This window comes from Streptomyces sp. NPDC001549 (assembly GCF_042894025.1).
GTDB lineage: Bacteria > Actinomycetota > Actinomycetes > Streptomycetales > Streptomycetaceae > Streptomyces > Streptomyces kutzneri.
In genome coordinates this window covers 24,874-51,274 of sequence record NZ_JBIAVJ010000025.1, presented here as the reverse complement: position 1 = coordinate 51,274, position 26,401 = coordinate 24,874, and the positions used below count along the sequence as shown (strand labels likewise).

Sequence of the window (26,401 nt, the reverse complement as noted above, 5' to 3'; positions counted from 1 at the left end):
GCGATGGAGCAAGTTCCCACCTCTCCTGGTGAGCGGCCCGAGGAGACGGGCGCCTCCCTCGAGTCGGCCTACACGGCCTCGGCGACGATCAACGAGCAGGGCGTCATCACCGAGTGGAGCGAGGGCGCGACCCGGCTGCTCGGCTATGTGCCGTCCGAGGTCGTGGGGCTGCCCGCCGCCCACCGGCTCGCCGATGTCCTCGGTGACGCGGCGCGGCGGGTGCCGTCCGAGCAGGAGCGGTGGAGCGGCACGGTGGCGCTGCGCCACCGGGACGGTCACCGCATGGAGGTGGCCCTGCTCGCGCACCGCTGGACGTCCAGCGGCGGGACCACCAAATGGTTCGTGGTGTCCGCCGTCGGGGGCGCGCGCCGCTCTCCCTGGGACGAACCGATGAAGGAATGGGCGTTCACCCAGTCCCCGTGCTTTCTGGCGGTCTTCGACGCGGACCTGCGCCTGGTGCGGGCGAACGCCGGCATGGAGCGCACGCTCTCCCTGACGGAGGCCGAGATGCGGGGTCTACGGCTGCCGGAGATCGCGCCGGATCCCGTGAGCGACGAGACCGAGCGCCGGATGCGCCTGGCGTTCGACTCCGGTGAGCCGCAGTACATGGAGGCCTTCGTCCACCCGACGGGCGCCGGCGCGGAGCACGGTTGGGCCACCTCGCTGGCGCCGTTGCGGGACCCGGACGGCCGGGTGCGCGCCGTTTGCCTGGCCGCGCACGACCGGAGCGGGGTGGAGAGCGTCCAGCACCAGATGCTCCTGACGGACGAGGTCGACACCGCGCCGATCGGGACCACGCTGGACAGTGTCCGCACCGCGCACGAGCTGGCCGACGCCGCCGTCCCCCGGTTCGCCGATTTCGCGGTCGTCGACCTGCTGGAACCGCTCCCGCGCGGCGACGAGCCGTCCTCGGTCCAGGCTGACGGGCCGGTCACCGTGTGCCGCGCCGCGGCGCGGTCGGTCCTCGACGGAACCCCCGAGTCCGGCGTCGCCGTCGGGGACACGACCAGCTATCCGCCGCTCTCGCCGCCCGTCGAAGCGCTGGTCGCGGGCCACGGCGCCGTGTACGGGGCCGCGGACCCGGACCTCGCCCGGTGGGCGGCTCAGGACCCCGGGGCCGCCTGGATCGGGGAGTACGGGGCCCACTCGATCATGGTGGTGCCGATGCGGGCCGGCGGGGGCACGCTCGGTGTGGCCGTCTTCAGCCGCCACCGGCGCCGGGAGCCCTTCCAGCCGGAGGACCTGCGGGTGGCCGGCGAACTCACGGCCCGGGCGGCGGCCGGGATCCGCAACGCGTACCGGTCGGGCCGGGAACACACGACGACCATGACGCTGCAGCGCAGCCTGCTCCCGCACACGCTGCCCGACCAGGCCGCGCTGGAGATCGCCTCCCGCTACCTGCCCGCGGCCGGCGAGGCCGGGGTGGGCGGCGACTGGTTCGACGTGATCCCGCTGTCGGGCGCCCGGGTGGCGCTGGTCGTGGGGGACGTCGTCGGCCACGGCATCCGGGCCACCGCCACCATGGGGCGGCTGCGCACCGCCGTACGCACCCTGGCCGATGTCGACCTGGGACCCGACGAGCTGCTCACCCACCTCGACGACCTCGTCATCCACCTGTCCGCCGACGAGGGCGACCAGGAGTCCGGCGGGGAGACGGCCGGGGGCATCGGCACCACCTGCCTCTACGTGGTCTACGACCCGGTCATCCGCCGCTGCACGGTCGCCCGGGCCGGCCACCCGCCGCCCGCAGTGGTCTCCCCGGAGGGCTCCGTGTACCTCCTCGACGTCCCGGCCGGTCCCCCGCTGGGCCTGGGCGGTCTGCCCTTCGAGACGCTCGAGGTCGAACTGCCCGAGGGCAGCATCCTCGCCCTGTACACCGACGGTCTGCTGCAGGCCCGCGACCACGACATCGACGAGGCGCTGGACAGCATGTTCGCGGCCCTGGTCCGGCCCGCGGACACGCTGGACGCGGTGTGCGACCGCGTACTGACGGCCATGCTGACGCACCGCCCGGACGACGACGTGGCCCTGCTCGTCGCCCGGACCCGGGGCCTGCACGCCGACCAGGTCGTCGTCTGGGACCTGCCCTCCGACCCCTCCGTGGTCGCCACGGCCCGGCGCCAGACCACCGACCAGCTGACGTCCTGGGGTCTGGACGAGGCCGCCTTCGTCACCGAGCTCCTGGTCAGCGAGCTGGTCACCAATGCGATCCGGTACGGCCAGCCGCCCATCCAGCTGCGGCTGATCCACGAGAAGAACAGCACCCTGATCTGCGAGGTCTCCGACGCGAGCAGTACCGCCCCGCACATGAGGCGGGCCCGGACCTTCGACGAGGGCGGGCGGGGCCTGCTGCTGGTCGCCCAGCTCGCCCAGCGCTGGGGCACCCGGCACGCGGCCATCGGCAAGACCATCTGGGCCGAGCAGTCCCTCAGCGAGTACTGAGGACGCGTACGAGGCCGGGTGATATGCACGGAAATGTTCCCTGTGACGCGCCTGTGACAGTCGACGGACACCTCCATGAAGTCCCGCCGACAAGCTCTTTATCAGGGACAAACACCGACATTCCGGTATACGTCCCCTGCTTCCGAGGACGTGAGCAGTGATGACCAGGCCGCTCCGTCGGAGGAAATCATGAGTCTCACCCTCGTCGCCCCGCAGACCGAAGCCGCCGCCCCCACCCTCGCCCCGCGCGAGCAGGAGGCACTGCGACACATCGCCGCAGGCTGCACCTACCTGCAGACGGCCCGCCAGATGGGGCTCTCCAAGCACACGGTCGACGCCTACCTGCGCCGCATCCGCGCCAAGCTGAACATCAGCACCACGGCCGAGATGACCCGCCTGGCCATCTCCATGGGGCTGTGACAGCCGCAGGAACCGCGCACGGATCGCGCAGGAACGACGTACGAAGGAATGCGGAAACGCCCGTGACGGGCGAGGCGGTCTACGGACCGCCGCCGGGCAGGCCGTAGAAGACCGGCCGGGCCCAGACCGGGGGCTCCCTCGGGGGCACGGAGTCCCCCGGGACACCGGGGGGACGGGAATCCTCCCGCGACGGCGGATCGGCGTAACGGCCGGTGCCGCCTCCCGTGGCGTCGCGCAGAGCGGCCACGAATTCGAGGCAGGACCCGTAGCGGTCCTCGGGAAGCTTCGACAGAGCCTTGGTCAGTACGTCGGCGGCGGCGGGAGCGATTCCCGGCCGCCGTTCCGTCAGTGGGGGCGGGGGGTCGTACTGGTGCGCCCACAACAGCGCCGCATCCTCCTCGCGCTGGAAGGGCGGCCCGCCGGCGAGGGTTTCGTAGACGACGCACGCCAGACTGTAGAGATCGCACCTGCCGTCCACCGGCCTGCCCGAGATCTGTTCCGGCGCCATGTAGTCGAGCGTGCCGACGAACTCGCCGTCCGTGGTGAACCCGGTCAGCGCCAGCGACTTCTTCGTCAGCCCGAAGTCCGTGAGGTAGATGTGCTCGGGGTGCTCGCTGTCGGTGCCCGCGGCGACCAGGATGTTGCCGGGCTTGACGTCCCGGTGCACGAGATCGTGGTCATGGGCCGCGTCGAGCGCCGATGCCACCTGGGCGGCGATGCGCAGGGCGGTCGCCACGGGCAGCGGGCCCTCGCGGTCCAGCAGCGCGCGCAGGTCCAGGCCGGAGACGTAGCGCATGGCGATGTAGAGGACGCCGTCGGTCTCACCGGCTTCGAAGATGGGCACGATGTGCGGGTGGTCGATCGACGCGGCCACCCGCGATTCGTGCGTGAAGCGGCGCCGGAAGGTCTCGTCGCGGGCGCGCTCGGGGGCGATCAGTTTGAGCGCGACCGTACGGTCCAGGCGCAGGTCCTTCGCGCAGTAGACGACGGCCATGCCACCGCGGCCGATCATGCGCTCCACCCGGTAGCCCGCGATCCGCTTGCCGATGAGGCCCGAGGCACGGCCCGCGTACACGCTGAGGTTGGACACCTCGCTCATCGGACGCCCCCCTCACCCGGCTGGGTGACGCCGCCGGACGCGGCAGGCCGCTCTTCCATACCTGGAAGTCTATCGAGCGGCCCATCCGCGCGCCGCCCCGTCGAGCGGCACGGACGCGCACACGGACGCGCACACGGACGCGCACCGTGACCGGTCCCCGAAGGGAACCGGTCACGGTGCGCACTGCGATCCATGGCGGTCAGTCGTCGTCGCTGCCGCCGGCGCCGCCGTTACCGCCGAAGCCACCGGTGGTCCCGCAGCCGAAGCCGAAGCAGAGGCCACCGTCCCCGCCGTTGCCGCCCTTGCCGCCGTCACCACCGGGCAGCGCGACCCCGCCGTTGCCTCCGTTGCCTCCGTTGGCGCTGCCGTTGCAGGTCCCGGCGCAGATTCCGCCCTTGCCGCCGTTCGTACCGCTGCCGCCCGGCACGCCCGTGGTGCCGTTGCCTCCGTTGGCGCTCCCGTTGCACAGCCCGGCGCAGATTCCGCCCTTGCCGCCCTGGGTGCCGTTCACCGATCCTTCGCAGTTGCCCGCACAGACCCGGTCGCCGACCCGGACGCTGCCCTTGTCCACCTTGACTCCGCCGAGCGCCGCCCGGCCGTCGAACCGGCCCCCGCCCGGACGCGCGTCGCCGCTGCCGAACGCGGAGACCGTCTGGGCGGACGGCGCCGGGGCCGCCGTGGCGACCGGTGCCATCGCACCCGCGCCGATCAGAGTCGCCGAAATGATGAGACCGAGCCGGAACTTCGTGGATCGCGTACGCATGAGATTCTCCCTTGCCTGGAATTGTTTTCCGTGACGCGGTTGCGGTCTCCCGATTTCCCGCTTTCCCGCATTTCCGTCGAATGGGCCGATTCATGTCCGGCCGTTCGTTCCCCGAGGTTTCGCCGGCGCCCCGGCCCGCTGAGGGCCGGGGCGCCGGGGCCTCACGAGCGGACGTCGTCCGCCATCAGGGCGAACCAGTCGCCGTCGACGTAGTACTTCTTCCAGGTGTCGATCTGCTCGTCCGAGATCTTGTACTTCTCGGCGATCTTCTTCGTGGTCTCGTCCGGGTCGTCGGCCGCCAGCACGATGAGCACGATGCGCACCTTGTCGACCACCGTCAGATCCGCCTTCGGCTTGTCCGGCAGGTCCTCGAACTTGAAGCAGCCGGTCCCGCCGGGCTTGCCGGGCTCACCCGGCTGACCGGGCTCGCCGCCCCGTCCGCCCTTGCCGCCCTCTCCGCCCTTGCCGCCGGCGCCGAACCCGATGCAGTGTTCGGGCTGGTCGGCCGGGGCCGAGGCGCTGATGCCCGTGGGGGTGTGGGACTGCGACGCCTGCGCGGCGCACGCCGTACCGGTGACGAGGGCCAGAGAGGCCGTGACCAGGATGATCGGACGCTGCCAGGGCTTCGTGAACATGAGGGGTTTCTCCGTTTCGGCACATACCGACGAGGGGGGTGGGACTGGGGGGTGGGGGGTGGAGGCCCGAAGGCCTCCACCCCGTTGAGCCGGGTACTGCGGTGAGCGGTCAGAAGAGGCTGCCGCCACCGGCGCCGCCGTTGCCGCCGGCGCCACCGATCAGGCCACCGAGGCCGCCGTCTCCGGCCTTGCCGCCGTTGCCTCCGTTGAAGAAGCTGAAGCCGCCGTTGCCGCCGTTGCCGCCCTTGCCGCCCTTGATGAAGCCGTCGCCGCCCCCGCCGCCGCCACCGGCGTTGCCGCCCTGGAGGACGCCGAAGCCGCCGTCGCCACCGTTACCACCGGCGCCACCGATGCGGCCTTCGCCGCCACCGCCGCCACCGCCGCCGGCGCCGCCGACCAGGAAGCCGTCTCCACCGGTACCGCCGTTGCCGCCCTTGCCGCCGGTGCCCAGGACACTGCCGCCACCGGAGCCTCCGGCGCCACCGGCGCCACCGACGAGACCGCCGGTACCGCCCTTGCCACCGTCACCTCCGGCGCCCCCACCGTTCGGGAGGGCCGTAGCGACGTGGGAAGCCACCGGAGCGGCCGAGGCCATGGACGCCGGAAGCACGACTCCTCCTGTGACCACAGCGGCCGCGGCGACCAGAGTGGCGATGCGGAAACCGCGACGGCTGGGACGGACAACGTTGCTGGTGTGCATCTTGCGGTTCATGACTTTCTCCTACAGGTTCAAGAGGTATAAGACGTGCCCGGTTTTCCGGGACGCTGCGGTGATATCGGCGAGAGAAGGGATCCTCGGGGAGGTATTCCGTTTCTTTCGTCTGCCTCGTTTTGTTTCCGGTGAGGCCCGCACCACAAGTAAGCCCCGGGGGCCACATCCGGGTCATGTTCCGGAAACTCGGGACTTGACACCCTCAGGAACACCGGCTAAAAGCGCCCCTCACCCGGCAGCCCGGCCGGGCGGCGGTCCCGCTATTCGGCTCCGGGCGGCGCGGTCAGTGCCCGCAGCCGGCCGCCTCCTGGAGCCGTCCGAGGCCGGCCGGTGCCGCCGCGAGCAGGGAGAGCGCGTCTGCGAGGAGGGCGCCGTGGACGCGGGGATCGCCCTGGCCCAGGTCGGGCAGGATGGCGACCGACTCCTCCGCGGCGGCCGGCGACGCCTCCCGGCTGAAGTGGGTCCGGGCGAGTTGCCGAGCGCCATCGCCACGTCCCGCCGGTGGACCGCCGGCTCGGCCCGCGCCAGCTGCCGGTAGAGGTCCACCGCCTCCTGGGCGAGCCCGACGGCGTGCGCGGCCGGATCCGCCGAGGTCAGCCGCCGGTACAGCGCGACGGACTCCTTGGTGGCCTTCCGTGCCTCGGCGTGCAGCCCCAGACGGGACAGCGCCACGCCGAGCAGGCTGAGCGCGCTGCCGAGCTGCGGGCGGTACGCGGCGTCCGCGCGGGCGAGCCTGCGGTACAGGCCGACGGACTCCCGGGCCATCGCGAGGGCCTCCTGCGGGCGGCCGAGTCCTCACAGGGCTGTGGCGAGGCCCATCGGGTGGCGCCCAGCGGCGCGGCGAAGGGCGCGTCGGCCTTGCTGCGTGCGGCTCAGGGCCACGGCCTCGGAGGCGGTGCGCAGGCACTCCTCCCACCGGCCGGGCTTCGACAGCGCCTCGCAGCGGAACACCAGGACGCAGGCGAGCGAGGCGGCCGCGCCCAGGGCTTCGAGCCGCCCGGCCCGGGCGTCGGCCATCCGCTCCCGGTAGAGCCGCGCGGCCCCGTCCGTCGCCGTCAGGGCTTCCTCGTACCGGCCGGACCGGGTGCGGCCCATGCGGTCCGGCCCCGCCCCGGGAAGCGGGGCGGGGCCGGGGTGGTTCAGCGGGACTGTACGAACGTGTGGCCCTGGTGGCCCTCGGCGGCGCAGGAGCGCTTCTCCGAGGGCGTCATCTTGCGGGTCTTGACCACCACCGCGTTGCTCTTGCCGTCCGTGCCGTTCTTGGCCGGGCTGGTGATCGTGTCCTGGAAGAACCAGTAGTAGTGGCTCCACTTGGGGCTGTCGTAGTGGGTCTGCCAGGTACCGGAGACCTTCTGCATCACCTGGGCACGTGAGATCCATCCGACCTCGCCGGGCTTCACCGTCATGTTGAGCGAGCTGCTCTCCGAATGACTGCTCGACCAACTATGGCTGTAACTCGCGGTTACGCTCAGGTCAACGATGCCCGCTATGTTACCTCCCGCCGTCACGGAGACGCCCAGCGAGTCGGTGGAGCCCACCGTGTCGTCCCAGGTCATCGACTGGGTGGAGTCGGACGTGCTGCAGTTGAACAGCGAGTTCGACACCTGCCGGAGCTCACCCAGGTACGCCTCCCCGAGCTGGGGCGAGTTGAAGGTGCACTTGCCTTCGCCCGAGGCACAGTCCGCCATGAGCAGCTGCCTGGTCGGCTGGTCGGCGGCGGATGCCGGAAGGGTGGTCGCCGCAGCGACGGCGCAGGCCGCGACCGCCATGGTCAACGTGCGTGCCGCGTAACGCCTGACGCGGTGTGTGGTCATCGTGGTGCCTCTCACGGTACTGGGGGGATCGGTGAACCTCCGTACGTCAGCGGCGCATTCACTCGCCCCCACCCGCACGGTCGATCACCGCCTCTTGCTCCTGAGATTCTCCCGACCGACCGGAGGGGTACGGTCCGATTGAGTCAACCTGCCGCCGGGCGCAGCACCGTGACCTCCGGGCCGAAGGCGACCACGAGCCGCCCGCCCGGCGCGGCCCCGAGCGCGGCCGCCGGCAGCGGCAGCGCGTACTCGTTCCCGGCCTCCCGCCCCGTGGCGAGGTCCCAGAACCGCACGGCCCGGCCCTGGCCGATGGCCAGCACCGGCCGGGCGCCCCCGTCGGTGACGACCATGGGCCCGTTCGGATCCGTGTGGCCGGTCAGGGGTTCGCCGGTCTCCCGCATCGTGGCCAGGTCCCACAGGCGCACCGTCTTGTCCCGGCTCCTGCTGACCGCGACCGGCCTGCCGTCGACGAGCGTGGTGGCCACCGATGTCACCCAGTCGGTGTGGCCGGTCAGGGGTTCGCCGATCTGCCGGCCGGTGGTGAGGTCCCACAGCCGTACGGTCTTGTCCCAGCTTCCGGTGACCGCGACGGGCCGCCCCGCCAGTTCCGCCGTCGCGACGGCGGTCACCCTGCTGGTGTGGCCGGTGAGCGGTTCACCGACCGGGCGGCGGGTGGCGAGGTCCCAGATCGCCGCGGTGCGGTCGGCGCCGGCCGTGACCACGACCGGCCGGCCGTCCAGGGTCGCGCCGGCCAGGGCCAGCACCCGGCCGTGGTGGCTGGTGACGGGCTCGCCGAGGCGTTCCCCGCCCACCGGATCCAGCAGGTGCAGGGTGTCACCGGAGCCTGCGGTCACGACCACCGGCCGCCCGTCCACCACCGATGCGACCATGGCGGTCACCTCGCCCTCCAGGCCGGTCACGGGGGCCGTGACCGGCTGACCGGTGGTCAGGTCCCGGACGTGCAGGGTGCGGTCGGCGGCTGCCGTGACGACCACCGGGCTCCCGTCGAGAACGGCGGTGGTGATCGCCGAAACCGTTCCGGTGTGGCCGATGAGGGGACGCAGCCGCCGCTGGTCCGGTACGGGGCCGTCGGCCCACTGCACGGTCCACCGCGGACCGTCGAACGGGGCATTCAGGTCGTCGGGCGCACCCGTGGAAGTCTCAGACATACCCCCGAGGCTAGACACCGCCTCTGACAACGCCCTTCTCTACCACACCGGGTGCCGCCGGCCGGAGCGTGCGGACCACCACCATTCCTCCCCGTGCCGGGCGGCATTCCGGTGGGGGGCGCGGGCGGAGATTATGCGGGGCCACCGCCCATGTGCGGGTGGAGCGGATGGCGTTGAGTCGGACCTGCCGATCGGCCGGCAAGGAATCCACATCAGCGCGACCCGCGCACCCGACCTTCGAGGAGGTGATCCGGATGAGCGTCCTCAAGCTTCAGAACATGGAGGCCCGCGTCACGCCCAGTGCTGCCGCCACCATCAGCCTGACGAGCAGCAGCAGCGACTGCTGCAAGGCTCCGCGCGAGCCGCAGAACCCGAACTGACCTGCCGGGTCCGTGCGTGGGCTCGGCGCGCCCCCGCACGGACCCACCGTTCCCGACGGCCGCTGCCGCAGCCGCTGCTGCCGGCGGCCCCTCGGACGATCACAGAGGCTGACATGCGCAACGAACGCTGGGTCTACCGCTTCCTCTTCGCGTGGAACGACACACTGTTCTTCGACCCGCTCGACGTCTTCTACGAGCCGAACGCGGACCACTTCCTCGCCGCGTTCGACGAGCGGGTGCGGGCCCGGTTCGTCCGCAGCGGTATCTGGTGGAGCTTCCGGCACAACCAGAACCTGCCGGCGCAGGGCTGGAAGATCCACGTCTCGTCGAGCCACCGCCACGTACGCGAGGTCGCCTCTTCGGTGATCGGCCACCTGACGGAACGCGAGATCGATTTCAAGATCGCTCTCGATCTCAACGTCTTCGAGATGCTCAACTCCAAGGCCATCTCCCGGGGCAGCGGCGGCAAGCTCGTCACCGTCTACCCGCGCGACGACGACGAGTTCCGCACGTGCCTGGCCGACCTCGCCCGCCTCCTGAAGGGCGTCGAGGGCGCCTACGTCCTGTCGGACCTGCGGTACCGGGACAGCAAGGCCCTCTACTTCCGCTACGGCCAGTTCCTCGGCACCCACACCGTCGACGTCCTCGGCCGCAGCCTGCCGCGGATCCTCGGACCGGACGGACCCGTCCCCGACGACCGGCGCCCGGGCCACGCGCAGCCCTCCTGGGTGCCCTGGCCGTTCGACGACTGGCAGCAGCCCGCAGACGAGGACGAGGGGGACGACGGCCTGCTCGGGGGCCGCTTCCGGGTGACCGGCGCGATCCAGTTCTCCAACAGCGGCGGCGTGTACACGGCCGAGGACACCGCGGACGACGACCGCCCGGTGCTGCTCAAGGAAGCCCGCCCGCACACCAACATCAACCCGCGGCAGGACCACGACGCCGTGGACATCCTCGGCCGCGAGTGGATGTTCCTGAACCGGCTGGCCGACGCGGGCTCGTACCCGGCGCCGATCGCGAAGTTCCGGCACTGGGAACACCACTACATCGCCGAGGAGTTCGTCGACAGCTCCGACATCCGCTCGGTGCTGCTGGAACGCAACCCGCTGGCGCGGCCGGGGTTCGACATCGAGGGGTCACGGGAGTACCTGCGGATATTCCTCGCCGTCTTCCGCGGGCTGGCCCGCGCGATCCAGGCCGCCCACGACCGCGGTGTGATCCTCGCCGACTTCACCGCCGCGAACCTGCTCATCGACCCGGACACCTACGAGGTGACCATCGTCGACCTGGAGGCCTGCCGGCTGGCCGAGAGCGGTGACGCCGCCCTGGCGAAGCCGGTCGAGCTCTACACGCCGGGGTTCAGCCTCTCCCGCAACCGCTTCAAGGCGCACGGGCCGGAGGGCGACCGGTACGCCCTCGCGTCGACCATGGCGTACTTCATCTTCCCGATCGCCGCCATGTCGTTCCTTCGCGAGGACGTCCTCGATCTGTACCGGATCTTCATCACCGAGGGACTGGGCTGGCCGGAGCGGGTGCACCGGCTGATCACCGACCTGGCCCAGGACCGGATGGACCTCACCGGCCTGCTGAAGGCCCTGGAGGACGAGGCCGGCCTGCTCGACGCGGTCGAGGCCCTGCCGCGGCACCCGGTCGTCGAGGAACGGCTCGCCCTGGCGGAGGCGGAGGCCGGGGTGGCCGCGTTCGTCGAGGCGACCGCCGACACCGGCCGCGACACGCTCTTCCCCGTGGACCCCTTCGCGCACGTCACCAACCCGCTGAGCCTGGGCTTCGGGGCGAGCGGCGTCCTGTGGGCGCTGCACTCCAGCGGTGTCCCGGTCCGGCCCGAGTGGCGTGCCTGGCTGAACAGCCGGCTGGCGGGCATCGATCCGGCCCGCTACCCGGACGGTCTCATGAACGGCCTGTCCGGCATCGCCTGGGCGGCCGACTCCCTCGGGCTCGGCGTACCGGCCAGGGAGCTGCTGACCCGCGCCAACGAGCGCGCGGTGGAGAAGGGCGACCACACCTTCTACTACGGCCTCTCCGGGGTCGGCATGACCAACCTGCGCTTCTTCCTGCGCGGCCACGACCCCCGCGACCTCGCCGCGGCGCAGGAGTGCGCGCAGGCGCTGTGCGAGACGGCTCAGCGGGACGGCGGGCGGGCCCACTGGCTGAACGAGTTCACGGCGAAGGAGCCGCTGACCGGCCTGGGCTTCGGGCAGGCCGGTGTCGCGATGTTCCTGCTGCGCATGCACCAGATCACGGGAGAGGCGCGCTACCTGCGGCTCGGGCGGGAGGCGCTCGCCTGGGAGATGGCCCACGCCAAGCCCATCGACGACGACGGCGGCCCGGTCATGTTCGAGCACGAGGGGACGATGGAGCCGTACGTCGAGGTCGGTTCCGCGGGCGTGCTGAAGGTGCTGCTGCGCTACGGGGACATGGACGCGGCCCGGACCGTCCTGCGCGGGCTGGACGTCCGGTACTCGGTGATGCCGGGCTACGCCTTCGGCATGGCCGGGGTCGCCGACGCGCTGCTGGACGCGGCCGAGTTCACCGGCGACCGGTCGTACCGCGACACGGCGCTGCGCCAGCTCGACTTCGTCCGGAAGGTCTTCCTCTTCGAGCCCGCGGAACGTTTCGGACTGCCCCGCGCCGACGGCCGGCCGCCCCTTCTGGGACTGCCCGGTGACGGGCTGCTGCGCTGCTCCACCGACTATCTGACCGGCTCGGCGGGCGTGCTGCGGGTGCTCCACCGGGTGAACCGGGGCGGCCCGGCCGACTTCCTGCTGGACGAGGCAGGCCGGTGAGGCAGCTCTGGCGCACGCTGCGGGGGCACCGGGCCCCCTTCGTGGTGATCCTCGTCGCCGAGGTCACCACGAGCGGGCTGGAGGCGCTGCTGCACCCGCTGCTGCTCAAGGCCCTGTTCGACGAGGCGATCCTGACCGCCGACCTGCGGCGCTTCCTTTTCCTCGGCCTCACCTACCTCGCGCTCGGGCTGACCCTCAACCTCACGGGGTACTGGATCGCCTGCCGGCGCAAGCGGTTCGAGAACGCGTTCACACTGGTGCTGGAGACGGAGCTGCTGGCCCGCGCCCTCGGCCTGGACGGCCGGAAGGTGTCGCGGGCGGGCAACGCCTCGTACGTCAGCCGCATCCACAACGACGTGTCCCAGGGGGTGCTGCCCGCCGTCGACGTGTCCCTGCGCATCGCACGGCAGGCGGTCACCTCGGTCGTCTTCCTCGGGGTGCTGCTGTACCTGTCCTGGCAGGCCAGCCTCGTCCTGCTGGTGATCGTGCCGCCGCTGGTGTTCGTGAGCAACCGGCTCGGCAGGCGGATCGAGGAGAACACCGGTCCCGAACGCGAGGCGGAGGCCCGGTACGTCAACACGCTGACCCGGACCCTGGAGGCCTTCCCCGCCCTGCGCGGTCTGCCGTCGCTGCTGCCGGGAACGCGCCGCGCGAACCAGGACGCGCTGCGCGGCTTCCTCGGCATCACCTTCGTCAACTTCCGGCTGGCGCAGCGCCAGCGGACCCTCAGCGACCTGGTGATGAACCTGTCGGACACCGCTTCGATGATCGTCGGGGCCTTCTTCGTCTTCTCCGGCCGGATGTCCTTCGGCAGCTTCCTCGCCTTCGTCAACTCGCTGTGGCGGGCGGTGACCGGGATGTTCGACCTCATCAACATGATTCCGCAGGCCCGCCGGAGCACCGCCGTCCTCGAACGGATCGAGTCCCTGCGGGAGGCCCGGGAGACCCCGTACCACGACGAGGGGGCGCTGGTACGGATCCACGGAGCCCGTGTCGTGTACGGCGGCGCCGACGGGGACGGGCCCGGGGCCGGGGAGAGCGGGGTGGCCGGGGTGGCCGGGGTCTCGTTCGACACCTTCGAGCTGCGCGCCGGCGAGCACGTGCTGCTGCGCGGTCCCAACGGCTGCGGGAAGACCACGCTGCTGCACATCATCTCCGGGTCGCTCGCCCCCGACGCCGGGTCGGTCACCCTGCCGCCCCGGGTGGCGAGTCTGACCGCTCCGGTGAACCTGCCCCCGCTGCCGGTGCGCGATCTGGTCCCCGACGAGCGGCTGCGCACCGCGCTGGACCTGGACGCGGCGGCCGGCCAGCTGCCCTCGGAGCTGTCCTCGGGCCAGCGCCAGCGCGTCGGGGTCGCCGCGCTCCTGTGCGAGGACGCGGACGCGTACCTCGCGGACGAGCCGTTCGCGAACCTCGACGACCGTGGCAGGGAGCTGGTGTTCCGGCTGCTGCGCGAGCGGACCGCCGGACGCGCGCTGCTCGTCGTGCACCACGGGGACGAGGACCTCGACGGCCGCTTCGACCGTGTGGTGACCCTGACGGCCGGACACCCGCTGGCCCGCCTTTCCTGACCCCGGAGGAACCCCCTAGGTCCTGTCGTCGAAGTGCCTCCCCCAGCTACCGCCGGGAGGTGCCTCCAGGCCCGGCGCCACTTCGACGACAGGACCTAGGCCACCAGGTCGCGGGTGGCGGTGGCGAAGGCCGTCCGGTTCGGGTGGCCGGTCTTCTGCAGGAGGCTCGCCACGTGTTTCTCGACGGTGCGCAGCGAGATGTGCAGCCGGCCGGCGATGTCCTTGTTGCTGATGCGTTCGGCGACCAGCCGGGCCACCTCGAACTCGCGGACGGTGATCCCGCAGCGGCGCAGGTCCGGCGGCACCCGCTCGGTGCCCGTGCGGCGTTGCCGGACCGACGCTCCCATCCCGCGCAGCAGGGCCCGGCTGGCTCCGGCGACCGCCTGGAGTCCGGCGTCGTGGAAGTACTCCTCCGCCTCGCGCAGCCACTCGACCGGCGTGCCCCAGCCGTCGTCGTACGCCGGCTGCGCGACGAGGCGCAGACACAGCCTGCGTGCCATGGGGAAGGGTTCGGCCGCCTCCAGTGCCTTGCCCGCGGCGGCCGTCGCCTCGTCGGGGCGGCCCTCGCGGCCGAGCAGCACGGCGTGCGCCAGGCCGGTGAACTGATGGTTCCAGCGGGTGGAGCCGGCGCTCGCCAGCGTGACCTCGGCGTGGTGGCGCCGGCCCATGCGGCCGGCTAGTACGCCGAGCAGCAGGATGATGCCGTGCTTGCCGAACCCGCCCATCGCGGGGTTCTCCGCGTCGTAGGCGAGGGCCTGCGCGAACTCCTGCCCGGCGGCCTCGTGCCGCTCCTCCAGCAGCGAGCAGAACGCCCGCGCCAGCCCGTACGACATCGCGCGTACGCCGGGCGCCGCGTCAAGCAGCGGGGCCAGTCGCTCCAGCGCTCCGCACATCTCGGCACGGCGGCCCTGGTGGGCGTACCGTACGGCCTCGGCGAGCCGCAGCATGGCCAGGGGGCGGCCCAGTCCGAGGCGTGAGGCATCGGCGGCGGCCTCCCGGATCCGGTCCCGGGCCTCGTCGTACCGGCCGTGCTGGATCCGGTCCAGCGCGAGGACGAAGCCGGTTTCGTGGGCCAGGGGCAGCAGGCCCATGCCCAGGGCCTCCTGCCGGGCCTGTTCGATCCGGGTGGGCAGGCCGTCGTGGCTCGCGGCGACGATGGCCAGGTGGACGTCGGCGGCCATGCGCGGGACGGGGAGCCGGCGGGCGAGGGCGATGGCGCGCGCCCGCCGGAAGTGGGCCGCGGCGGTCGGCTCGTCCTGTTCCCGGGCCAGCTGACCGAGCAGCAGCAGGGCCCTGCAGGCCACGTCGGGCAGGTCGACGCGCTGGGCGGCTTCCAGGGCCCGGTGGGCGTACCTGGTGGCGGTGCGCAGCCGGTCGGGGGCGAGCCGGCTCAGTTCCACGTGCACGGCGGAGAGGTCCACGAGGGCGGCGTACTGGTCGGCCGGGTGGCTTCCGAGCAGTGCGCGGGCGATGTCGAGGTGCCACAGGGCTTCCGCGGGGCGGCCCGTCAGGGTGGCGATGTCGCTCAGCCGGGCGTGGAGTCCGGCGCGCCGCTGGGCGGGGACGCCGTGCTCGCCGCCGTCGCCGCCGAGCGTGTCCAGGAGGGCGGCGGGCGCGGGCAGGCGGTCGAACCGCGCGGAGCGGGCGACGGCGTCCAGCAGCCGCTCCAGCACCGTGGCGTGCAGTTCGGGCGCGGTACCCGGTTCGACGAGCCGGTGGGCCCGGGTGAGCAGCTCCACCGCCCGGTCCACCGCGCCCTCGCCCGCCGCCCGCCCGGCCGCCTCGGAGTACAGGCGGATGGCCTCGGGGGTGTCGCCGGCGTGCTCGTGCAGCTGGGCGGCGTGCTCGCACCACGTTCCCGGCAGCCCGGGGTGGAGATCGGTGAGGGCGCGCGCGGCCCGCCGCAGGTACCTGGCCCGCTCCCCCGGGCCGAGGTCGTCCAGCAGGGCCTCGGCCGCCAGCGGGTAGCGGAAGGTGTACCACTGGGCGCCCGGCCCGTCCGGCGTGATCAGGTACGAGGCGACCGCGGTGCGCAGGACCGCGGACAGTTCGGCGTGGTCGCGGCCGATGGCGCGCTCCAGTACGGGCAGTGCGAAGCGCCGGCCGAACAGGGCCGCCATGCCGAGGAGTTCCACGCCGAGCGGGCCGAGCCGCCCGGCCTGGCGCCTGACGTTGTCCGCGACGGTGGGCGGGACGGCCGGCGTTCCCGGGTCGTGGCGGGCGGGACGGCCGGTGAGGTCGTGGACGAGCTCCTTGACGACGAAGGGGATTCCGGCGCTGCTGTCGAGCGCGCGGTGGACGAGGTCGGGGCAGACCTCGGCCGGGGGGACGCGCAGCTCGGCCGCGATGAGCAGGTGCACGTCGGGGCGGCTGAGGGGGGCGAGGTCGAGCACCGCGGCGGCCCCGCGCTGGCGGGCCCACGTGGCGAGTTCGGTCGCCGCGCAGGGCGCGCATCCGGTGACGAGGAGGAGTACGGCCGGCTGGTGCCCGATGTTGTCGAGGAGGTATTCGACGACCGCCAGTGTTCCGGCGTCGGCGTCGTGCAGGTCGTCGAGGACGAGCAGGCAGCCCTGCCGCTCCCCGACGACGGTGAGCAGGCGCAGCATGGTTTCGGCGACGACGAGGTGCGGGGCGGCGTCGGCGTCCGTGTTCCGGGCGCCGGTCAGCAGCCGGGCCATGACCGGCCCGTAGCGGCCGAGTTCCTCCGGGTCGGGCAGCAGGCCGGCCCGGGACAGCAGGAGCAGCGACTCGACCAGCGGCCGGTAGGGGACGGGTGAGCCGACCGCGCTGGCCCTCCCCCGTACCGTGACCATGTTCGTCTCGGCGGCCATGGCGAGGGCCTCGGTGGCGAGCCGGGTCTTGCCGACACCGGGCTCGCCGGTGACGAAGAGTGCCGTGCCGCGCCCGGACCGGGCGGCCGCCAGCGCGAGCATGATCTGCCCCATCTCGGTTCCGCGGCCGACGAGTTCCCCTCGCCTCGGGTGCGGGCCGCCGCCCGGGCCCGCGGCGGTACAGTCCTCCGGCAGCGCCGGCCAGAAGATGGACACCGGCTCGTCCCCTTTCCGGCGGGCCCTCCGAGGCGCCGCCGTGGATGACGATAGGGACGGTGCGTGTGCCCCCTGTAGCCGTCCGTTTGGGGGGCTTGTGCGGGTGGTCAGCCCGCGTCGAGACTGTCCTCCCGTACCCGTCGGGCCAGGTCGAGCTTGGTGTAGGTGGGGCGGCCCGCCTGCTGGTACTTGGCCTTGACCCGGTCCAGGTAGTCCTTGGCGGTGTGGACGGTGATGCCGGCGCGCCGGGCGGCGGATTTCAGGGTCAGTCCGGAGGCGTAGTCGAGGAGGATCTGTCGTTCCCGGGGTGAGAGGCGGGGGCGTGCGGGGCTGTCGTCGTAGGCGCAGGCGAAGGCGAGTTCCGCGGAGAGGGCGCCCTGGCCCGAGGCCAGGTCCTTGATGGCGGCGACCAGGGTGGGCAGGTCGTGGTCCTTGGTCAGGTAGCCGTCGGCGCCGGCCCGGATGGCCTCGATGATCCGGGACTGGTCGGGCACCGTGCTGATCATCAGGACGCGGCTGCCGGTCCGCAGCAGCCGCCGGATGTTGTCGGCGGGGGCGGAGCCGTCGCGCAGGACGAGATCGAGGAGGACGATGTCGGGCGGGGAGTAGCCCGTCGCCCCGAAGCCGTAGGGACGTTGCGCGTCCGGTGCGCCGAGGAGCTCCCCGACGGTGGCGGCGGTCGCCACGAGCCGCAGCTCCGGTACGCCGCCGAGCCAGGCCCGCAGTCCGTCGAGGAGCATCCGGTCGTCGTCGACCACCGAGACGGTGATCACCCGGGCCATCTCAGCTCCACCCGTACGCCCTCGCCGGGGGCGGTGTCCACGGTCGCCCGGCCCCCCACCTCCGCCATCCGGCCGTGGACCGAACCGCGCAGGCCGAGGCCGGGCTCGCACCGCTCGGGGTCGAATCCGGGCCCCCGGTCGACGACGGTGACGACGGCTCCCCCGCGTGCGTCCGGGTCCCTGGTGGCGGTGAGGTAGGCGTGTCCGGTGCCCGCGTGGCGCCGTACGTTGTTCAGGGCCTCGCGGACGGCGTCCCCCAGGGCGGCGGCGACCTCGGGGGGCACCTGCGGCAGGTCGTGGTACTGGGCGGTGACCCGCAGTTGGAGGCTCTCGACGGATCCGACCGCCTCCTCCAGGGCCGTGCCGATCTCCCGGTGGTGGACCTCCGCGGCGGTCTGCTGGATCAGCCGGCGCAGGTACGCGGCCTCGCGCGCGCAGCGCTGGCGCACCTCGGGGGCGTTGGCGTCGACCGAGCCGGAGGCCAGGGTGGTCAGGGTGGCGAGGACGGTGTCGTGCAGCACCCGGTGGTGTTCCAGCCGTTCGGCGTAGCGCGCCTTGTGGGCCTCGGCGGCCACCGCGCGGGCGTTGGCCTCGTCGAGGAGGCGGCCCTGGCGGAGCAGGTACCACCGGAAGAGCCAGGTCATCACGGCCGAGGACACGATCGAGTTGAGATGGCCGAGAACGACGGCGGGGCTCGCGCCCACCACCTGGTATCCGATGAAGTGGGTGACCACGAGCAGGGCGATGACGGTGAGGGCCTGGAGTCGTTCGAGGGAGATGGCCGCGACGGCGCTCGCCGACCCGCCGAGCAGCATGGCCCACGCGATCGTGGGCGGCTCGCGCACCCCGCCCCAGGTGCAGAGGGCCAGGGGCAGTACGCAGCCGGTGACCAGGACGTCCGCCCAGATGTGCCGCCGGTCGAACCAGCCGCGCCGCAGGGCGGCGCCGTAGGTCAGCGCGCTCAGCCCGAGGGCGGCGGCGAATCCCGCGTACTGCAGGGGGAGTTCCGACCGGCGCTGGGCGACGGCGAGGGCGCCCACGGTCAGATGGCTCGCCCGGTACAGGAGGGTGGCCACGATCAGGAAGGACTGGGCGCGTTGCAGGCCCGATCCCACTCCGCCCGTCCCCCGTAGTGCCCGTATGCGCCGTACCGGTAAGGACAGCAACGCCAAGACCACACCCTCCCGTACCGATTTGCCCGTGACATCTGCCATTTTGCCCTAGCAGGTGCACGTCAAATAGGCGCGTACCGGCCTGCTCACGGGCTTGGCCGAGGTGGCACCACAGGTCGGCCGGAAAGGTGTTCCCGACACCCGTCCGGCGCCTGTCCCGCACCCGTCCGGCGCCCGTCCGGCTCCCGTCCCGCGCCTGTCCGGCGCCTATTCGGCCATGACGACGACGGAATGCCGGCCACTGGCCCCGTCGGGGATGGTCGGGGTGCGGAGTTCGGTCTGGGTCTCGCCCGTCCGGTCGGTGGCGCGGACGGTGAGGGTGTGCGTACCGGCCGTGGCCTGCCAGGAGTAGGACCACTGGCGCCAGGTGTCGCGGGTGTCCTCGGTGGCGAGATCGGTCTCCTGCCACGGTCCGTCGTCGACCTGGATCTCGACGCGGTCGATACCGCGGTGCTGGGCCCAGGCGACGCCGGCCACCATCACCGTGCCGATGGCGGGGCGCGCGAAGGGCTTGGGGGTGTCGATGCGCGCCTGGGTCTTGACCGGTGCCCGCGCGGCCCACGCGCGCTTGACCCAGTACGGGTCGTAGGCGTCGAAGGTGGTGAGCTCGATGTCCTCGATCCACTTGCAGGCCGACACGTACCCGTACAGCCCGGGGACGACCATCCGGACCGGAAAGCCGTGGGCGAACGGGAGCGGCTCGCCGTTCATCCCGACCGCGAGCAGGGCGTCCCGGCCGTCCATGACGTCCTCGACCGGAGCCCCCAGGGTCATGCCGTCGACGGAGCGGGCCACCAGCTGGTCGGCGGGCCCGCCCTGCGACGGGGGCCGCACGCCGGCCTCCGCGAGCAGGTCGCCGAGGCGGGCGCCGAGCCACCTGGCGTTGCCCGCGTACGGTCCGCCAACCTCGTTGGAGACGCAGGTCAAGGTGATGTCCCGCTCGATGAGCGGCCGGGCGAGCAGGTCCTGGAAGGAGAGGTTCAGCTCTCGGCGCACGCCCTTCCCGTGGATCCGCAGCCGCCACGTCCCGGCCGGGACCCGGGGGACGACCAGCGCGGTGTCGACGCGGTAGAAGTCCTTGTTCGGCGTCGTGAAGGGACTGACCCCCGGTACGCGCAGGGCCGCGCCCCGGGGCAGGTCCGGCGCCGGTGAGGCGGGGGGCGGCAGGACCACGGCCGCCCGGGAGGCGATCGCGTCGCCGGAGTGCGACGAGGTCAGAGCCCGGCCGACGGCCCCCGCCCCGGTACCGAGAGCGGCGGCGGCCCCCGTCAGCAGCAGGAAGCGGCGGCGGCTCCAGCCGGTGTCCCCGCCCGTCGGCCCGGCCGGGGGCGGGGCGGCCACGAGCGGTCCGGTGAGCACGAACAGCGCGGCGGCCCCGGCCAGGCCGCCGGCCAGGGACGGCAGGGCATCGGCGAACCCGTCGGAGTCCGGCCGGTTCAGCGCGGCCACGGCTCCCACCAGCCCGAAGAGGAACACGCCGGCCGCCGCGGTCCGCCGTCTGCGCACGGCCAGCAGGCCCAGGGCCATCGCCAGGAGGGCCGTCACGGCGAGGATCCCGAGCTGCAGGACGAGCTTGTCGTCGGCCCCGAAGGTGCGGATCGCCCAGTCCTTGACCCCGGCCGGTGTGCGGTCGATGGCCGCTCCCCCGACGGCGGTGACCGGACCGGCCTCGGGCCGGATCCCGGCCGCGGCCAGTTCCGCCAGTGCCAGGGCCGCGTAGCCGGACACCAGCCCGGCCAGCGAGGCCGCCGCTCCCCGCTCGATGACTGCCTTGTCGATGCTCACACCGGTGACTTCGCAGCGCTGCCGCCGCCGGATTGGTCGTTCACCCCCTGGGGGTGTCCTGCCGGCCGACGGAAAAGTTCGGTGGGCGGGCGGTGGCCCTGCCTAGGGTGGGCGGATGAACGGGATACGGATCGTGGCCGACCAGGCCGGGTGGCGGGGCGGGTTCGAGGAGCGGGTGCTGGCCGGGTACCGGGCTGCGGGCTGTGCGGAGCCGCTGGCCCGGGCCCTGCTGGAGCGGGCGGTGGAGGGTGTCGACGGCTGGACGGTCGCCACGGACGGCACCGGGTGGATCGCGGTCGGGGTGTCGGAGGACAACGGCGCGACCGTGGGCCAAATCCATGACCTGACGGTGCCGCGGGGGCGCGCGTGGGCCGAGCGGTGGTGCGCCGAGCAGGGGGCGCAGCGGGTGGAGGTCCGGCTCACCGGCGGAGCGGGGGAGTTCGCCGACTACCCCGTACGGCAGCAGATCCGGATGAGTGCCACGGCCGAACGGCGCGAGCTGCCGCCGGGCCTGACGGTCCGCCGGCTCACCGAGGAGGAGTACCCGGCCTGGTACGCCGCCGAGGAGGCCGCGTACATCGCGGACATCGTCCGGGCCGGAACCCTGACCCCGGAACAGGCCAAGGCCAAGTCCGGCCAGGACTTCGCCCGTTACCTCCCGCAGGGGTACCTGACCCCGGGCCACGCCTTCTACGTGATGGAGGCCGACGGCCAGGCGGTCGGCACCGGCTGGGTGAACCACGGCTTCCTTCCGGGCGTCACCTTCGGCTTTTCGCTGGAGGTGTACGAGGAGCAACGTGGCAAGGGCTACGGCCGGGCCGCGATGGCCGTCGGCGAGTGGGCCACCCGGCAGGGCGGCGACGAGGCGATGATGTTCAACGTCTTCGGCGGCAACGACGTCGCGATGAGCCTGTACGACAGCACCGGCTTCGCGGTGCTGGACGAGTACCGCTCGATCGGCCTCCAGGCCCTGTCGGGGGCCGGCCTCAGTCCCGGGTGACCAGGCTGGTGACGAGCGCTGCGGTACGCCGGTGCCAGGCGCCCGCGCCGCGGAGCATCGCGTGGCCGCCCGTGGACATCGGGATGGCGGTGGCGTCGGCGCCCGCGAGCCGGGACCGGCGGACGAACTCCCAGGAGCCGGCGGCCGAGGTGACCCGGTCCTCCTCGTCGTGCAGCAGGTAGAGCCGGCGGCCCGCGAGGTGGTCCACCGGTTCGCCCGGCGGACACCAGGGGGCGAGGGCCACCACGCCGTGGACCAGGGGTGCGCCGGCCGCCCGCAGCGCCGCCCGGCCGCCCATCGAATGGCCGACCAGGACCACCGGTACGTCCCCGGCGAGTCCCCGGAGCCGCGCGAGGGCCGCCTCCGCGTCCCGGGCGGCGTCGCAGCGGGAGCCGTTCCAGCCGCGGTGCCGGTAGCGCACCTCCGCCACCAGGACGTCGCGTCCGCGCGTCGCGCGGACGACGGCGGCCGCGAAGGGCCGCATCCGCAGCGCGGGCAGGTTGACCAGGGGCGGCGGTTCCGGCCCCTCCTCGCGCCCTCCGTGCAGCAGCAGGACCGCGGCCGCCGGTGTCGCGGGGGACGTACGGAGCACGAGGGCGCGGCCCTCGCCGGTGGCCTCCGTGTCCCGCTCGGTCCCGGCCGTCACCCCGCCTCCCGGCGTATGCGGCGCGGCGGGCGCGGGAAGAACCCGCTGGTGCGGGCGGCATAGGCGGCGTACCCGGGCCGGTCCGCCATGTGCGCCTCCAACAGTCTCTTGCCGCTGCCCCAGATCAGCAGCGCGCTCATCACCAGCGGTGACACCAGCGTGAGTGCCGCAGTCTGCCAGGTCGCGCAGGCCAGCAGATACAGACCCCACCAGACGAGGAAGTCACCGAAGTAGTTGGGGTGCCGCGTCCAGCTCCACAGACCGCGGTCCATGATCGTTCCGTGGTGCTCGGGGCGTTCCCTGAAGCGGGCCAGCTGGAGGTCGCCGACCGCCTCGAAGAGCAGTCCGGCCGCCCAGAGCAGCAGGCCGGCGGCGGCGAGCGGCCCGAGCGGAACGGGCACGTACGACGCGGCCTGTACGGGCAGCGAGACGAGCCAGACCAGCGCGCCCTGCAGGAGGTAGACCTTGCGCAGGGCGTAGAGCCGGGTGCTGCCCGGCGCCCGGGCGAGCATGCGGGCGTAGCGCGGGTCCTCGCCGTGCCCCCGGCCGCGCCCGGCGATGTGCAGGGCTAGGCGCAGTCCCCACACGACGGTCGCCGCGGCGACGGCGAGACGCCGGCCGTCGTCGCCGTACCCGCTCGACAGCAGCCAGCTGGTGAGCGCCACCGCGGCGAAGGCGACCCCCCAGGCGATGTCGACGATCCGGTGCAGGCCCTTGACGGCGGCCACGGCGAAGGTGACCAGCATGACGGCGAACGCGGCGCCGGCCGCGGCGGCCAGGTTCACGGACAGCGCGCCCCAGTCGACGTCGGCGGACAGGGCCTGGGCCTGGGTCTCGACGGTCATCGGGGCTCCCGTGGCCCGTGCTGGTCGGCGGTGAGCAGGAGTTGGCGCACGTCCAGGTAGCGCGAGCGGAATCCGGCCTCGGAGTAGGCGAGGTAGAGCTCCCACATGCGGTGGAAGGTGCGGTCGAAGCCGAGGGCGGCGACGGAGTCGGCCCGGCGGTCGAATTCCTCGCGCCACAGCCGCAGCGTCTCCGCGTAGTGGTCGCCGAAGCCGTCGTCCGCCACGGTGCTCAGCCCGGCCGCCCCGCTCGCGCGGGCGATCGCCTCACGGGAGGGGATGAGGCCGCCGGGGAAGATGTACTTGCTGATCCAGGTGTGCGTGCGGGCGGTGAGGAGCATGCGCTCGTGCGGCATGGTGATGGCCTGGAGGGCGACGCGGCCGCCGGGGGCGAGGAGCCGGCGCAGGGCGGCGAAGTACGTGGCCCAGTACTCGGCGCCGACCGCCTCGATCATCTCCACGCTGACGACGGCGTCGAAGGAGCCTTCGACGTGCCGGTAGTCGCGCAGTTCGACGGTGACCCGGTCGGCGAGGCCGGCCGCGGCGATGCGTTCGCGGGCCAGGTCGCGCTGCTCGGCGGAGAGCGTCACGGTCAGCACGTCGGCGCCCCGGGAGGCGGCCCGGATCGCCAGCTCGCCCCAGCCGGTGCCGATCTCCAGCATCCGGGTGCCCGGTCCGACGTCCGCGAGGTCGAGGAGCCGGTCGATCTTGCGGTGCTGGGCGGCGGTGAAGGTGGCGGGTGAGGCGGGGAAGGCGGCGAAGACGGCCGAGGAATAGCTCATGCTCCGGTCGAGGAACAGGGTGAACAGTTCGTTGGACAGGTCGTAGTGGCGGTGGATGTTCTCCCGCGCCCCCTCGGGGGTGTTGCGCTGCTGCTCCGGGCGCCCGCGTACCCAGGCTTCGCGCAGTCGGCGCAGCGGCGCCGGCACCAGGTCGTCGACGTGGGTGGCGAGGACGGTCAGCGCGCCGACCAGGTCGTCGCTGTCCCATTCCCCGGCCATGTACGACTCGCCGAAGCCGATCAGGCCGTCCGCGCCGATCCGGCGGTGGAAGGCCTCGGGGTCGTGGAGGGTGAGGGTGGGCAGCGCTCCCGCCTGCCGGGGAACCCGGAAGGCGGGCGGCTCCCCGCCCCCGTGCCGGACCCGCAGCGGGAGCCGGGCGAGGGCCCGGCCGATGATCCGCTCGGCGACGGCGGTACGCAGGGCCGAGGCGCGGGGCGGCCGGGCCACGTCGGGCCAGCGCGCCGGGTCGACGGGTGCGAGCGCGCTCTCGCGGGCCGGGATGTACGAGACGGTCACAGGGTGCCTTCCTGCGTGGGACGGACGGGACGGGGGCGGACCGGGAGGCCGCGGAGGAAGAGGCGGATGCCCTGGAAGCGGATGCCGGCGGAGACCCGGGCGGTGGACCAGGGGTGGCGCAGGGCGGCGCCGAGCAGGGCGCGGGCACCGGCCGGGCGGTGGCGGCCCGTCACGGTCGCGGTGAACGGGCAGGTCCCGTCGTCGTGGCGCAGTTGCACGGTCAGGTCGAGCAGGTCCCCGGGGACGGGCAGCCGCATCCGGTAGAAGCCCTCGACCGCGAAGAACGGCGAGACGTAGAAGTCCTTGGGGACGTCGGTCAGCCCGTCGGCGCCGGGGCGCAGCAGGTAGCAGTGGCGCTCGCCGTAGGTGTTGTGGACCTCGGCCACGACGCAGACCGGGGTACCGGCGCGGTCGTGGCACCAGTAGAGGGTCAGCGGGTTGAAGACGTGCCCGAGGACCCGGGCGTGGGCGAGCATCAGGACGCGCCCGTCCGCGTTCTTCACCCCGTGGGCGGCCAGCTGCGCCTCCAGGCCCGCGCGCAGGGTGGGTGCCCGGCCGCCGAAGTGGTCCCGGGGGTCGAACCGGGCCAGTGGGCGCAGTGCCCGGGGTATGCGGGGCGGCTCGTCGATGTCGATGAGCCACAGGTAGGTGTGCTGCTGGAAGGCGTGGCGGACGGGGGTGGTGCGGGCGTGGGCCACCGTGCACTCGTACAGGGCCGGTACGCGGGGCGGGACGTCCCGCCCCGCGGAGGTGCCGTTCACCACCGCACCCCCAGGGCCTCGGCGGCGGCGACGCCGGAGAGGCAGCCGTCCTCGTGGAAGCCCCAGCCGTGGTAGGCGCCGGCGAAGGCGGTCACGGGCGTGTTCAGCCGGGGCAGTTCCTGCTGAGCGGCGACGGACTGCGGGGTGTAGACGGGGTGTTCGTACACCATGCGGGCGATCACGTCGAAGGGGTCGACCCGGCCGCGGGCGTTGAGGGTGACGATGTGCGGCTCGGCGGTCGGCAGCCGCTGGAGCCGGTTCATGTCGTAGCTGACCTGGACGGTCTCGGGCCGGGCCGAGCAGGAGGGGAGCCAGTAGTTCCAGGAGGCGCGCGCGTGCGCGGAGCGCGGCAGCAGCGAGGTGTCGCGGTGCAGCACGGTGGGATTGCGGGAGTACGTGAACGCGCCGAGGATCCGGACCTCGTCCTCGGTGGGATCGGCCAGCAGGCGCAGCGCCTGGTCGGGGTGGACGGCGACGACCACCGCCGCGTACGGGGTCGAGTCGCCGTCCGGGGTGAGCACGCGCGCGTGGTCGGCGGCGCGCACGACGGCCCGGACCGGGGTCGAGGTGCGGACGGAGGTCAGGTTCTTGGCGGCCTTGGCCACGTAGCTCGCCGAACCGCCCGTGACCGTACGCCACTGCGGGGATCCCTTGACGGACAGCAGTCCGTGATGGGCCAGGAAGCGGAAGAGGTACCGGGCCGGGTACTGGAGGGCGGTGTCCGGTGCGCACGACCAGACGGCCGCGACGAGCGGGATGGCGAAGTGGCCGACGAAGTAACGGGAGAAGCCGCGCCGGTCGAGGAACTCCCCCAGGGTCTGCCCGCTGTCGGGGGAGGCGAGCAGCTGCCGGGCGGCGCGGTGGAAGCGCGGGACCTCGGCGAGCATGCGCAGGTGGCGGCCGCGCAGCAGGTTGCCTCCGCCGAGCAGTCCGGCCGCGCCCCGGGCGCCCGCGTACTCCAGGCCGCAGCCGTCGCACCGTACGGACATGCTCATCTCGGATTCCTGGGTGGTGACGCCGAGTTCGCGGAACAGCCGCAGCAGGTGCGGGTAGGTGCGCTCGTTGTGCACGATGAAACCGCTGTCCACGTGGACCGTTCCCGCGTCCTCGGTGGGCAGTTCATGGGTGTGGGCATGGCCTCCGAGGCGGTCGTCCGCCTCGTACAGCACCACGTCGTACGTGCGTTGCAGGATATGGGCGGCCGTCAGCCCGGCCACGCCCCCGCCCACCACAGCGACTCTCCGCCGGTCCACGTCACT

The 26,401-nt window shown here is 73.1% G+C and carries 23 protein-coding genes; 6 read left to right on the top strand and 17 right to left on the bottom strand.

The window, feature by feature from the left end:
• The first annotated feature begins 3 nt into the window (after window positions 1-3).
• Entirely contained in the window at window positions 4-2,442 is a 2,439-nt protein-coding gene (locus tag ACFY04_RS32680) for a SpoIIE family protein phosphatase (RefSeq protein ID WP_389122370.1), read from the top strand.
• Window positions 2,443-2,631: 189 nt separating this feature from the next.
• The gene (locus tag ACFY04_RS32675) at window positions 2,632-2,862 is read left to right on the top strand and encodes a response regulator transcription factor (RefSeq protein WP_389122367.1); all 231 of its coding nucleotides are present in this window, start codon (window positions 2,632-2,634) and stop codon (window positions 2,860-2,862) included.
• Between the two features lie 79 nt (window positions 2,863-2,941).
• Here ACFY04_RS32675 and ACFY04_RS32670 read toward each other — a convergent pair whose 3' ends face one another.
• From ACFY04_RS32670 to ACFY04_RS32635, 8 genes are all read right to left on the bottom strand, one after another.
• Window positions 2,942-3,961 carry a serine/threonine-protein kinase gene (locus tag ACFY04_RS32670; protein WP_389122366.1) on the bottom strand — a complete coding sequence of 340 codons (1,020 nt, stop codon included), beginning with the start codon at window positions 3,959-3,961 and terminating at the stop codon, window positions 2,942-2,944.
• 199 nt (window positions 3,962-4,160) lie between these two features.
• Complete coding sequence (locus ACFY04_RS32665) at window positions 4,161-4,724, bottom strand: hypothetical protein (RefSeq protein ID WP_389122363.1); 564 nt, start codon at window positions 4,722-4,724, stop codon at window positions 4,161-4,163.
• Window positions 4,725-4,885: 161 nt separating this feature from the next.
• On the bottom strand, window positions 4,886-5,359 hold the full coding sequence (locus ACFY04_RS32660) for a hypothetical protein (protein WP_389122362.1): 474 nt from the start codon (window positions 5,357-5,359) through the stop codon (window positions 4,886-4,888).
• A 109-nt stretch (window positions 5,360-5,468) separates the two neighbouring features.
• Window positions 5,469-6,071, bottom strand: coding sequence for a hypothetical protein (locus ACFY04_RS32655; protein ID WP_389122359.1), 603 nt, complete (start codon window positions 6,069-6,071; stop codon window positions 5,469-5,471).
• Between the two features lie 228 nt (window positions 6,072-6,299).
• Window positions 6,300-6,836, bottom strand: coding sequence for a hypothetical protein (locus ACFY04_RS32650; protein ID WP_389122358.1), 537 nt, complete (start codon window positions 6,834-6,836; stop codon window positions 6,300-6,302).
• A gap of 30 nt (window positions 6,837-6,866) precedes the next feature.
• Entirely contained in the window at window positions 6,867-7,166 is a 300-nt protein-coding gene (locus tag ACFY04_RS32645) for a hypothetical protein (RefSeq protein WP_389122356.1), read from the bottom strand.
• Window positions 7,167-7,210: 44 nt separating this feature from the next.
• Window positions 7,211-7,885 carry a hypothetical protein gene (locus tag ACFY04_RS32640; protein WP_389122354.1) on the bottom strand — a complete coding sequence of 225 codons (675 nt, stop codon included), beginning with the start codon at window positions 7,883-7,885 and terminating at the stop codon, window positions 7,211-7,213.
• Between the two features lie 143 nt (window positions 7,886-8,028).
• Window positions 8,029-9,054, bottom strand: a complete 1,026-nt coding sequence (locus ACFY04_RS32635) for a hypothetical protein (protein ID WP_389122352.1) — start codon at window positions 9,052-9,054, stop codon at window positions 8,029-8,031.
• Between the two features lie 254 nt (window positions 9,055-9,308).
• On the opposite strand from ACFY04_RS32635, the gene ACFY04_RS32630 reads away from it, so the two are divergent.
• From ACFY04_RS32630 to ACFY04_RS32620, 3 genes are all read left to right on the top strand, one after another.
• Entirely contained in the window at window positions 9,309-9,434 is a 126-nt protein-coding gene (locus ACFY04_RS32630; RefSeq protein ID WP_199810350.1) for a class III lanthipeptide, read from the top strand.
• A 113-nt stretch (window positions 9,435-9,547) separates the two neighbouring features.
• Window positions 9,548-12,238 (top strand): class III lanthionine synthetase LanKC, encoded by a 2,691-nt coding sequence (gene lanKC / locus ACFY04_RS32625; RefSeq protein ID WP_389122350.1) that lies wholly within the window; start codon window positions 9,548-9,550, stop codon window positions 12,236-12,238.
• Window positions 12,235-13,809 (top strand): ATP-binding cassette domain-containing protein, encoded by a 1,575-nt coding sequence (locus ACFY04_RS32620; RefSeq protein WP_389122348.1) that lies wholly within the window; start codon window positions 12,235-12,237, stop codon window positions 13,807-13,809. The genes lanKC and ACFY04_RS32620 overlap by 4 nt, the downstream gene beginning before the upstream one ends.
• Window positions 13,810-13,904: 95 nt before the next feature.
• On the opposite strand, the gene ACFY04_RS32615 is transcribed toward ACFY04_RS32620, so the two are convergent.
• The 4 genes from ACFY04_RS32615 to ACFY04_RS32600 all read right to left on the bottom strand — a co-directional run bounded on the left by ACFY04_RS32615 (window position 13,905) and on the right by ACFY04_RS32600 (window position 20,589).
• Window positions 13,905-16,856 carry an AAA family ATPase gene (locus ACFY04_RS32615; protein ID WP_389122345.1) on the bottom strand — a complete coding sequence of 984 codons (2,952 nt, stop codon included), beginning with the start codon at window positions 16,854-16,856 and terminating at the stop codon, window positions 13,905-13,907.
• A gap of 107 nt (window positions 16,857-16,963) precedes the next feature.
• A complete protein-coding gene (locus ACFY04_RS32610; RefSeq protein ID WP_389122344.1) occupies window positions 16,964-17,638 on the bottom strand; it encodes a response regulator in 675 nt (224 codons plus the stop codon).
• A complete protein-coding gene (locus ACFY04_RS32605; protein ID WP_389122342.1) occupies window positions 17,626-18,753 on the bottom strand; it encodes a sensor histidine kinase in 1,128 nt (375 codons plus the stop codon). The genes ACFY04_RS32610 and ACFY04_RS32605 overlap by 13 nt, the downstream gene beginning before the upstream one ends.
• A 264-nt stretch (window positions 18,754-19,017) precedes the next feature.
• On the bottom strand, window positions 19,018-20,589 hold the full coding sequence (locus tag ACFY04_RS32600; protein ID WP_389122495.1) for a molybdopterin-dependent oxidoreductase: 1,572 nt from the start codon (window positions 20,587-20,589) through the stop codon (window positions 19,018-19,020).
• A 121-nt stretch (window positions 20,590-20,710) separates the two neighbouring features.
• Here ACFY04_RS32600 and ACFY04_RS32595 point away from each other — a divergent pair, with 121 nt between their 5' ends.
• Window positions 20,711-21,595, top strand: a complete 885-nt coding sequence (locus ACFY04_RS32595; RefSeq protein ID WP_389122341.1) for a GNAT family N-acetyltransferase — start codon at window positions 20,711-20,713, stop codon at window positions 21,593-21,595.
• Here the strand turns inward: ACFY04_RS32595 and ACFY04_RS32590 are convergent.
• The 5 genes from ACFY04_RS32590 to ACFY04_RS32570 form a co-directional block, all read right to left on the bottom strand.
• Window positions 21,582-22,241: an alpha/beta fold hydrolase gene (locus ACFY04_RS32590; protein WP_389122339.1), complete on the bottom strand. Its 660-nt coding sequence runs from the start codon at window positions 22,239-22,241 to the stop codon at window positions 21,582-21,584. The genes ACFY04_RS32595 and ACFY04_RS32590 overlap by 14 nt on opposite strands.
• Window positions 22,238-22,987 (bottom strand): DUF1295 domain-containing protein, encoded by a 750-nt coding sequence (locus ACFY04_RS32585; RefSeq protein ID WP_389122493.1) that lies wholly within the window; start codon window positions 22,985-22,987, stop codon window positions 22,238-22,240. Before ACFY04_RS32585 ends, ACFY04_RS32590 begins: the two co-directional genes overlap by 4 nt.
• A gap of 95 nt (window positions 22,988-23,082) precedes the next feature.
• Window positions 23,083-24,381, bottom strand: coding sequence for a class I SAM-dependent methyltransferase (locus ACFY04_RS32580; RefSeq protein ID WP_389122336.1), 1,299 nt, complete (start codon window positions 24,379-24,381; stop codon window positions 23,083-23,085).
• Window positions 24,378-25,142 carry a DUF1365 domain-containing protein gene (locus tag ACFY04_RS32575; RefSeq protein WP_389122333.1) on the bottom strand — a complete coding sequence of 255 codons (765 nt, stop codon included), beginning with the start codon at window positions 25,140-25,142 and terminating at the stop codon, window positions 24,378-24,380. Before ACFY04_RS32575 ends, ACFY04_RS32580 begins: the two co-directional genes overlap by 4 nt.
• Window positions 25,139-26,395 carry an NAD(P)/FAD-dependent oxidoreductase gene (locus ACFY04_RS32570; RefSeq protein ID WP_389122330.1) on the bottom strand — a complete coding sequence of 419 codons (1,257 nt, stop codon included), beginning with the start codon at window positions 26,393-26,395 and terminating at the stop codon, window positions 25,139-25,141. The genes ACFY04_RS32575 and ACFY04_RS32570 overlap by 4 nt, the downstream gene beginning before the upstream one ends.
• Window positions 26,396-26,401: the final 6 nt, after the last annotated feature.

What these genes read in the sequence shown, in the direction of transcription:
- ACFY04_RS32680 (WP_389122370.1), top strand. Translation starts at nt 4, where the DNA reads ATGGAGCAAGTTCCCACCTCTCCTGGTGAGCGGCCCGAGGAGACGGGC.
- ACFY04_RS32675 (WP_389122367.1), top strand. Translation starts at nt 2,632, where the DNA reads ATGAGTCTCACCCTCGTCGCCCCGCAGACCGAAGCCGCCGCCCCCACC.
- ACFY04_RS32670 (WP_389122366.1), bottom strand. Translation starts at nt 3,961, where the DNA reads ATGAGCGAGGTGTCCAACCTCAGCGTGTACGCGGGCCGTGCCTCGGGC.
- ACFY04_RS32665 (WP_389122363.1), bottom strand. Translation starts at nt 4,724, where the DNA reads ATGCGTACGCGATCCACGAAGTTCCGGCTCGGTCTCATCATTTCGGCG.
- ACFY04_RS32660 (WP_389122362.1), bottom strand. Translation starts at nt 5,359, where the DNA reads ATGTTCACGAAGCCCTGGCAGCGTCCGATCATCCTGGTCACGGCCTCT.
- ACFY04_RS32655 (WP_389122359.1), bottom strand. Translation starts at nt 6,071, where the DNA reads ATGAACCGCAAGATGCACACCAGCAACGTTGTCCGTCCCAGCCGTCGC.
- ACFY04_RS32650 (WP_389122358.1), bottom strand. Translation starts at nt 6,836, where the DNA reads ATGGCCCGGGAGTCCGTCGGCCTGTACCGCAGGCTCGCCCGCGCGGAC.
- ACFY04_RS32645 (WP_389122356.1), bottom strand. Translation starts at nt 7,166, where the DNA reads ATGGGCCGCACCCGGTCCGGCCGGTACGAGGAAGCCCTGACGGCGACG.
- ACFY04_RS32640 (WP_389122354.1), bottom strand. Translation starts at nt 7,885, where the DNA reads ATGACCACACACCGCGTCAGGCGTTACGCGGCACGCACGTTGACCATG.
- ACFY04_RS32635 (WP_389122352.1), bottom strand. Translation starts at nt 9,054, where the DNA reads ATGTCTGAGACTTCCACGGGTGCGCCCGACGACCTGAATGCCCCGTTC.
- ACFY04_RS32630 (WP_199810350.1), top strand. Translation starts at nt 9,309, where the DNA reads ATGAGCGTCCTCAAGCTTCAGAACATGGAGGCCCGCGTCACGCCCAGT.
- lanKC (WP_389122350.1), top strand. Translation starts at nt 9,548, where the DNA reads ATGCGCAACGAACGCTGGGTCTACCGCTTCCTCTTCGCGTGGAACGAC.
- ACFY04_RS32610 (WP_389122344.1), bottom strand. Translation starts at nt 17,638, where the DNA reads ATGGCCCGGGTGATCACCGTCTCGGTGGTCGACGACGACCGGATGCTC.
- ACFY04_RS32595 (WP_389122341.1), top strand. Translation starts at nt 20,711, where the DNA reads ATGAACGGGATACGGATCGTGGCCGACCAGGCCGGGTGGCGGGGCGGG.
- ACFY04_RS32585 (WP_389122493.1), bottom strand. Translation starts at nt 22,987, where the DNA reads ATGCTGGTCACCTTCGCCGTGGCCGCCGTCAAGGGCCTGCACCGGATC.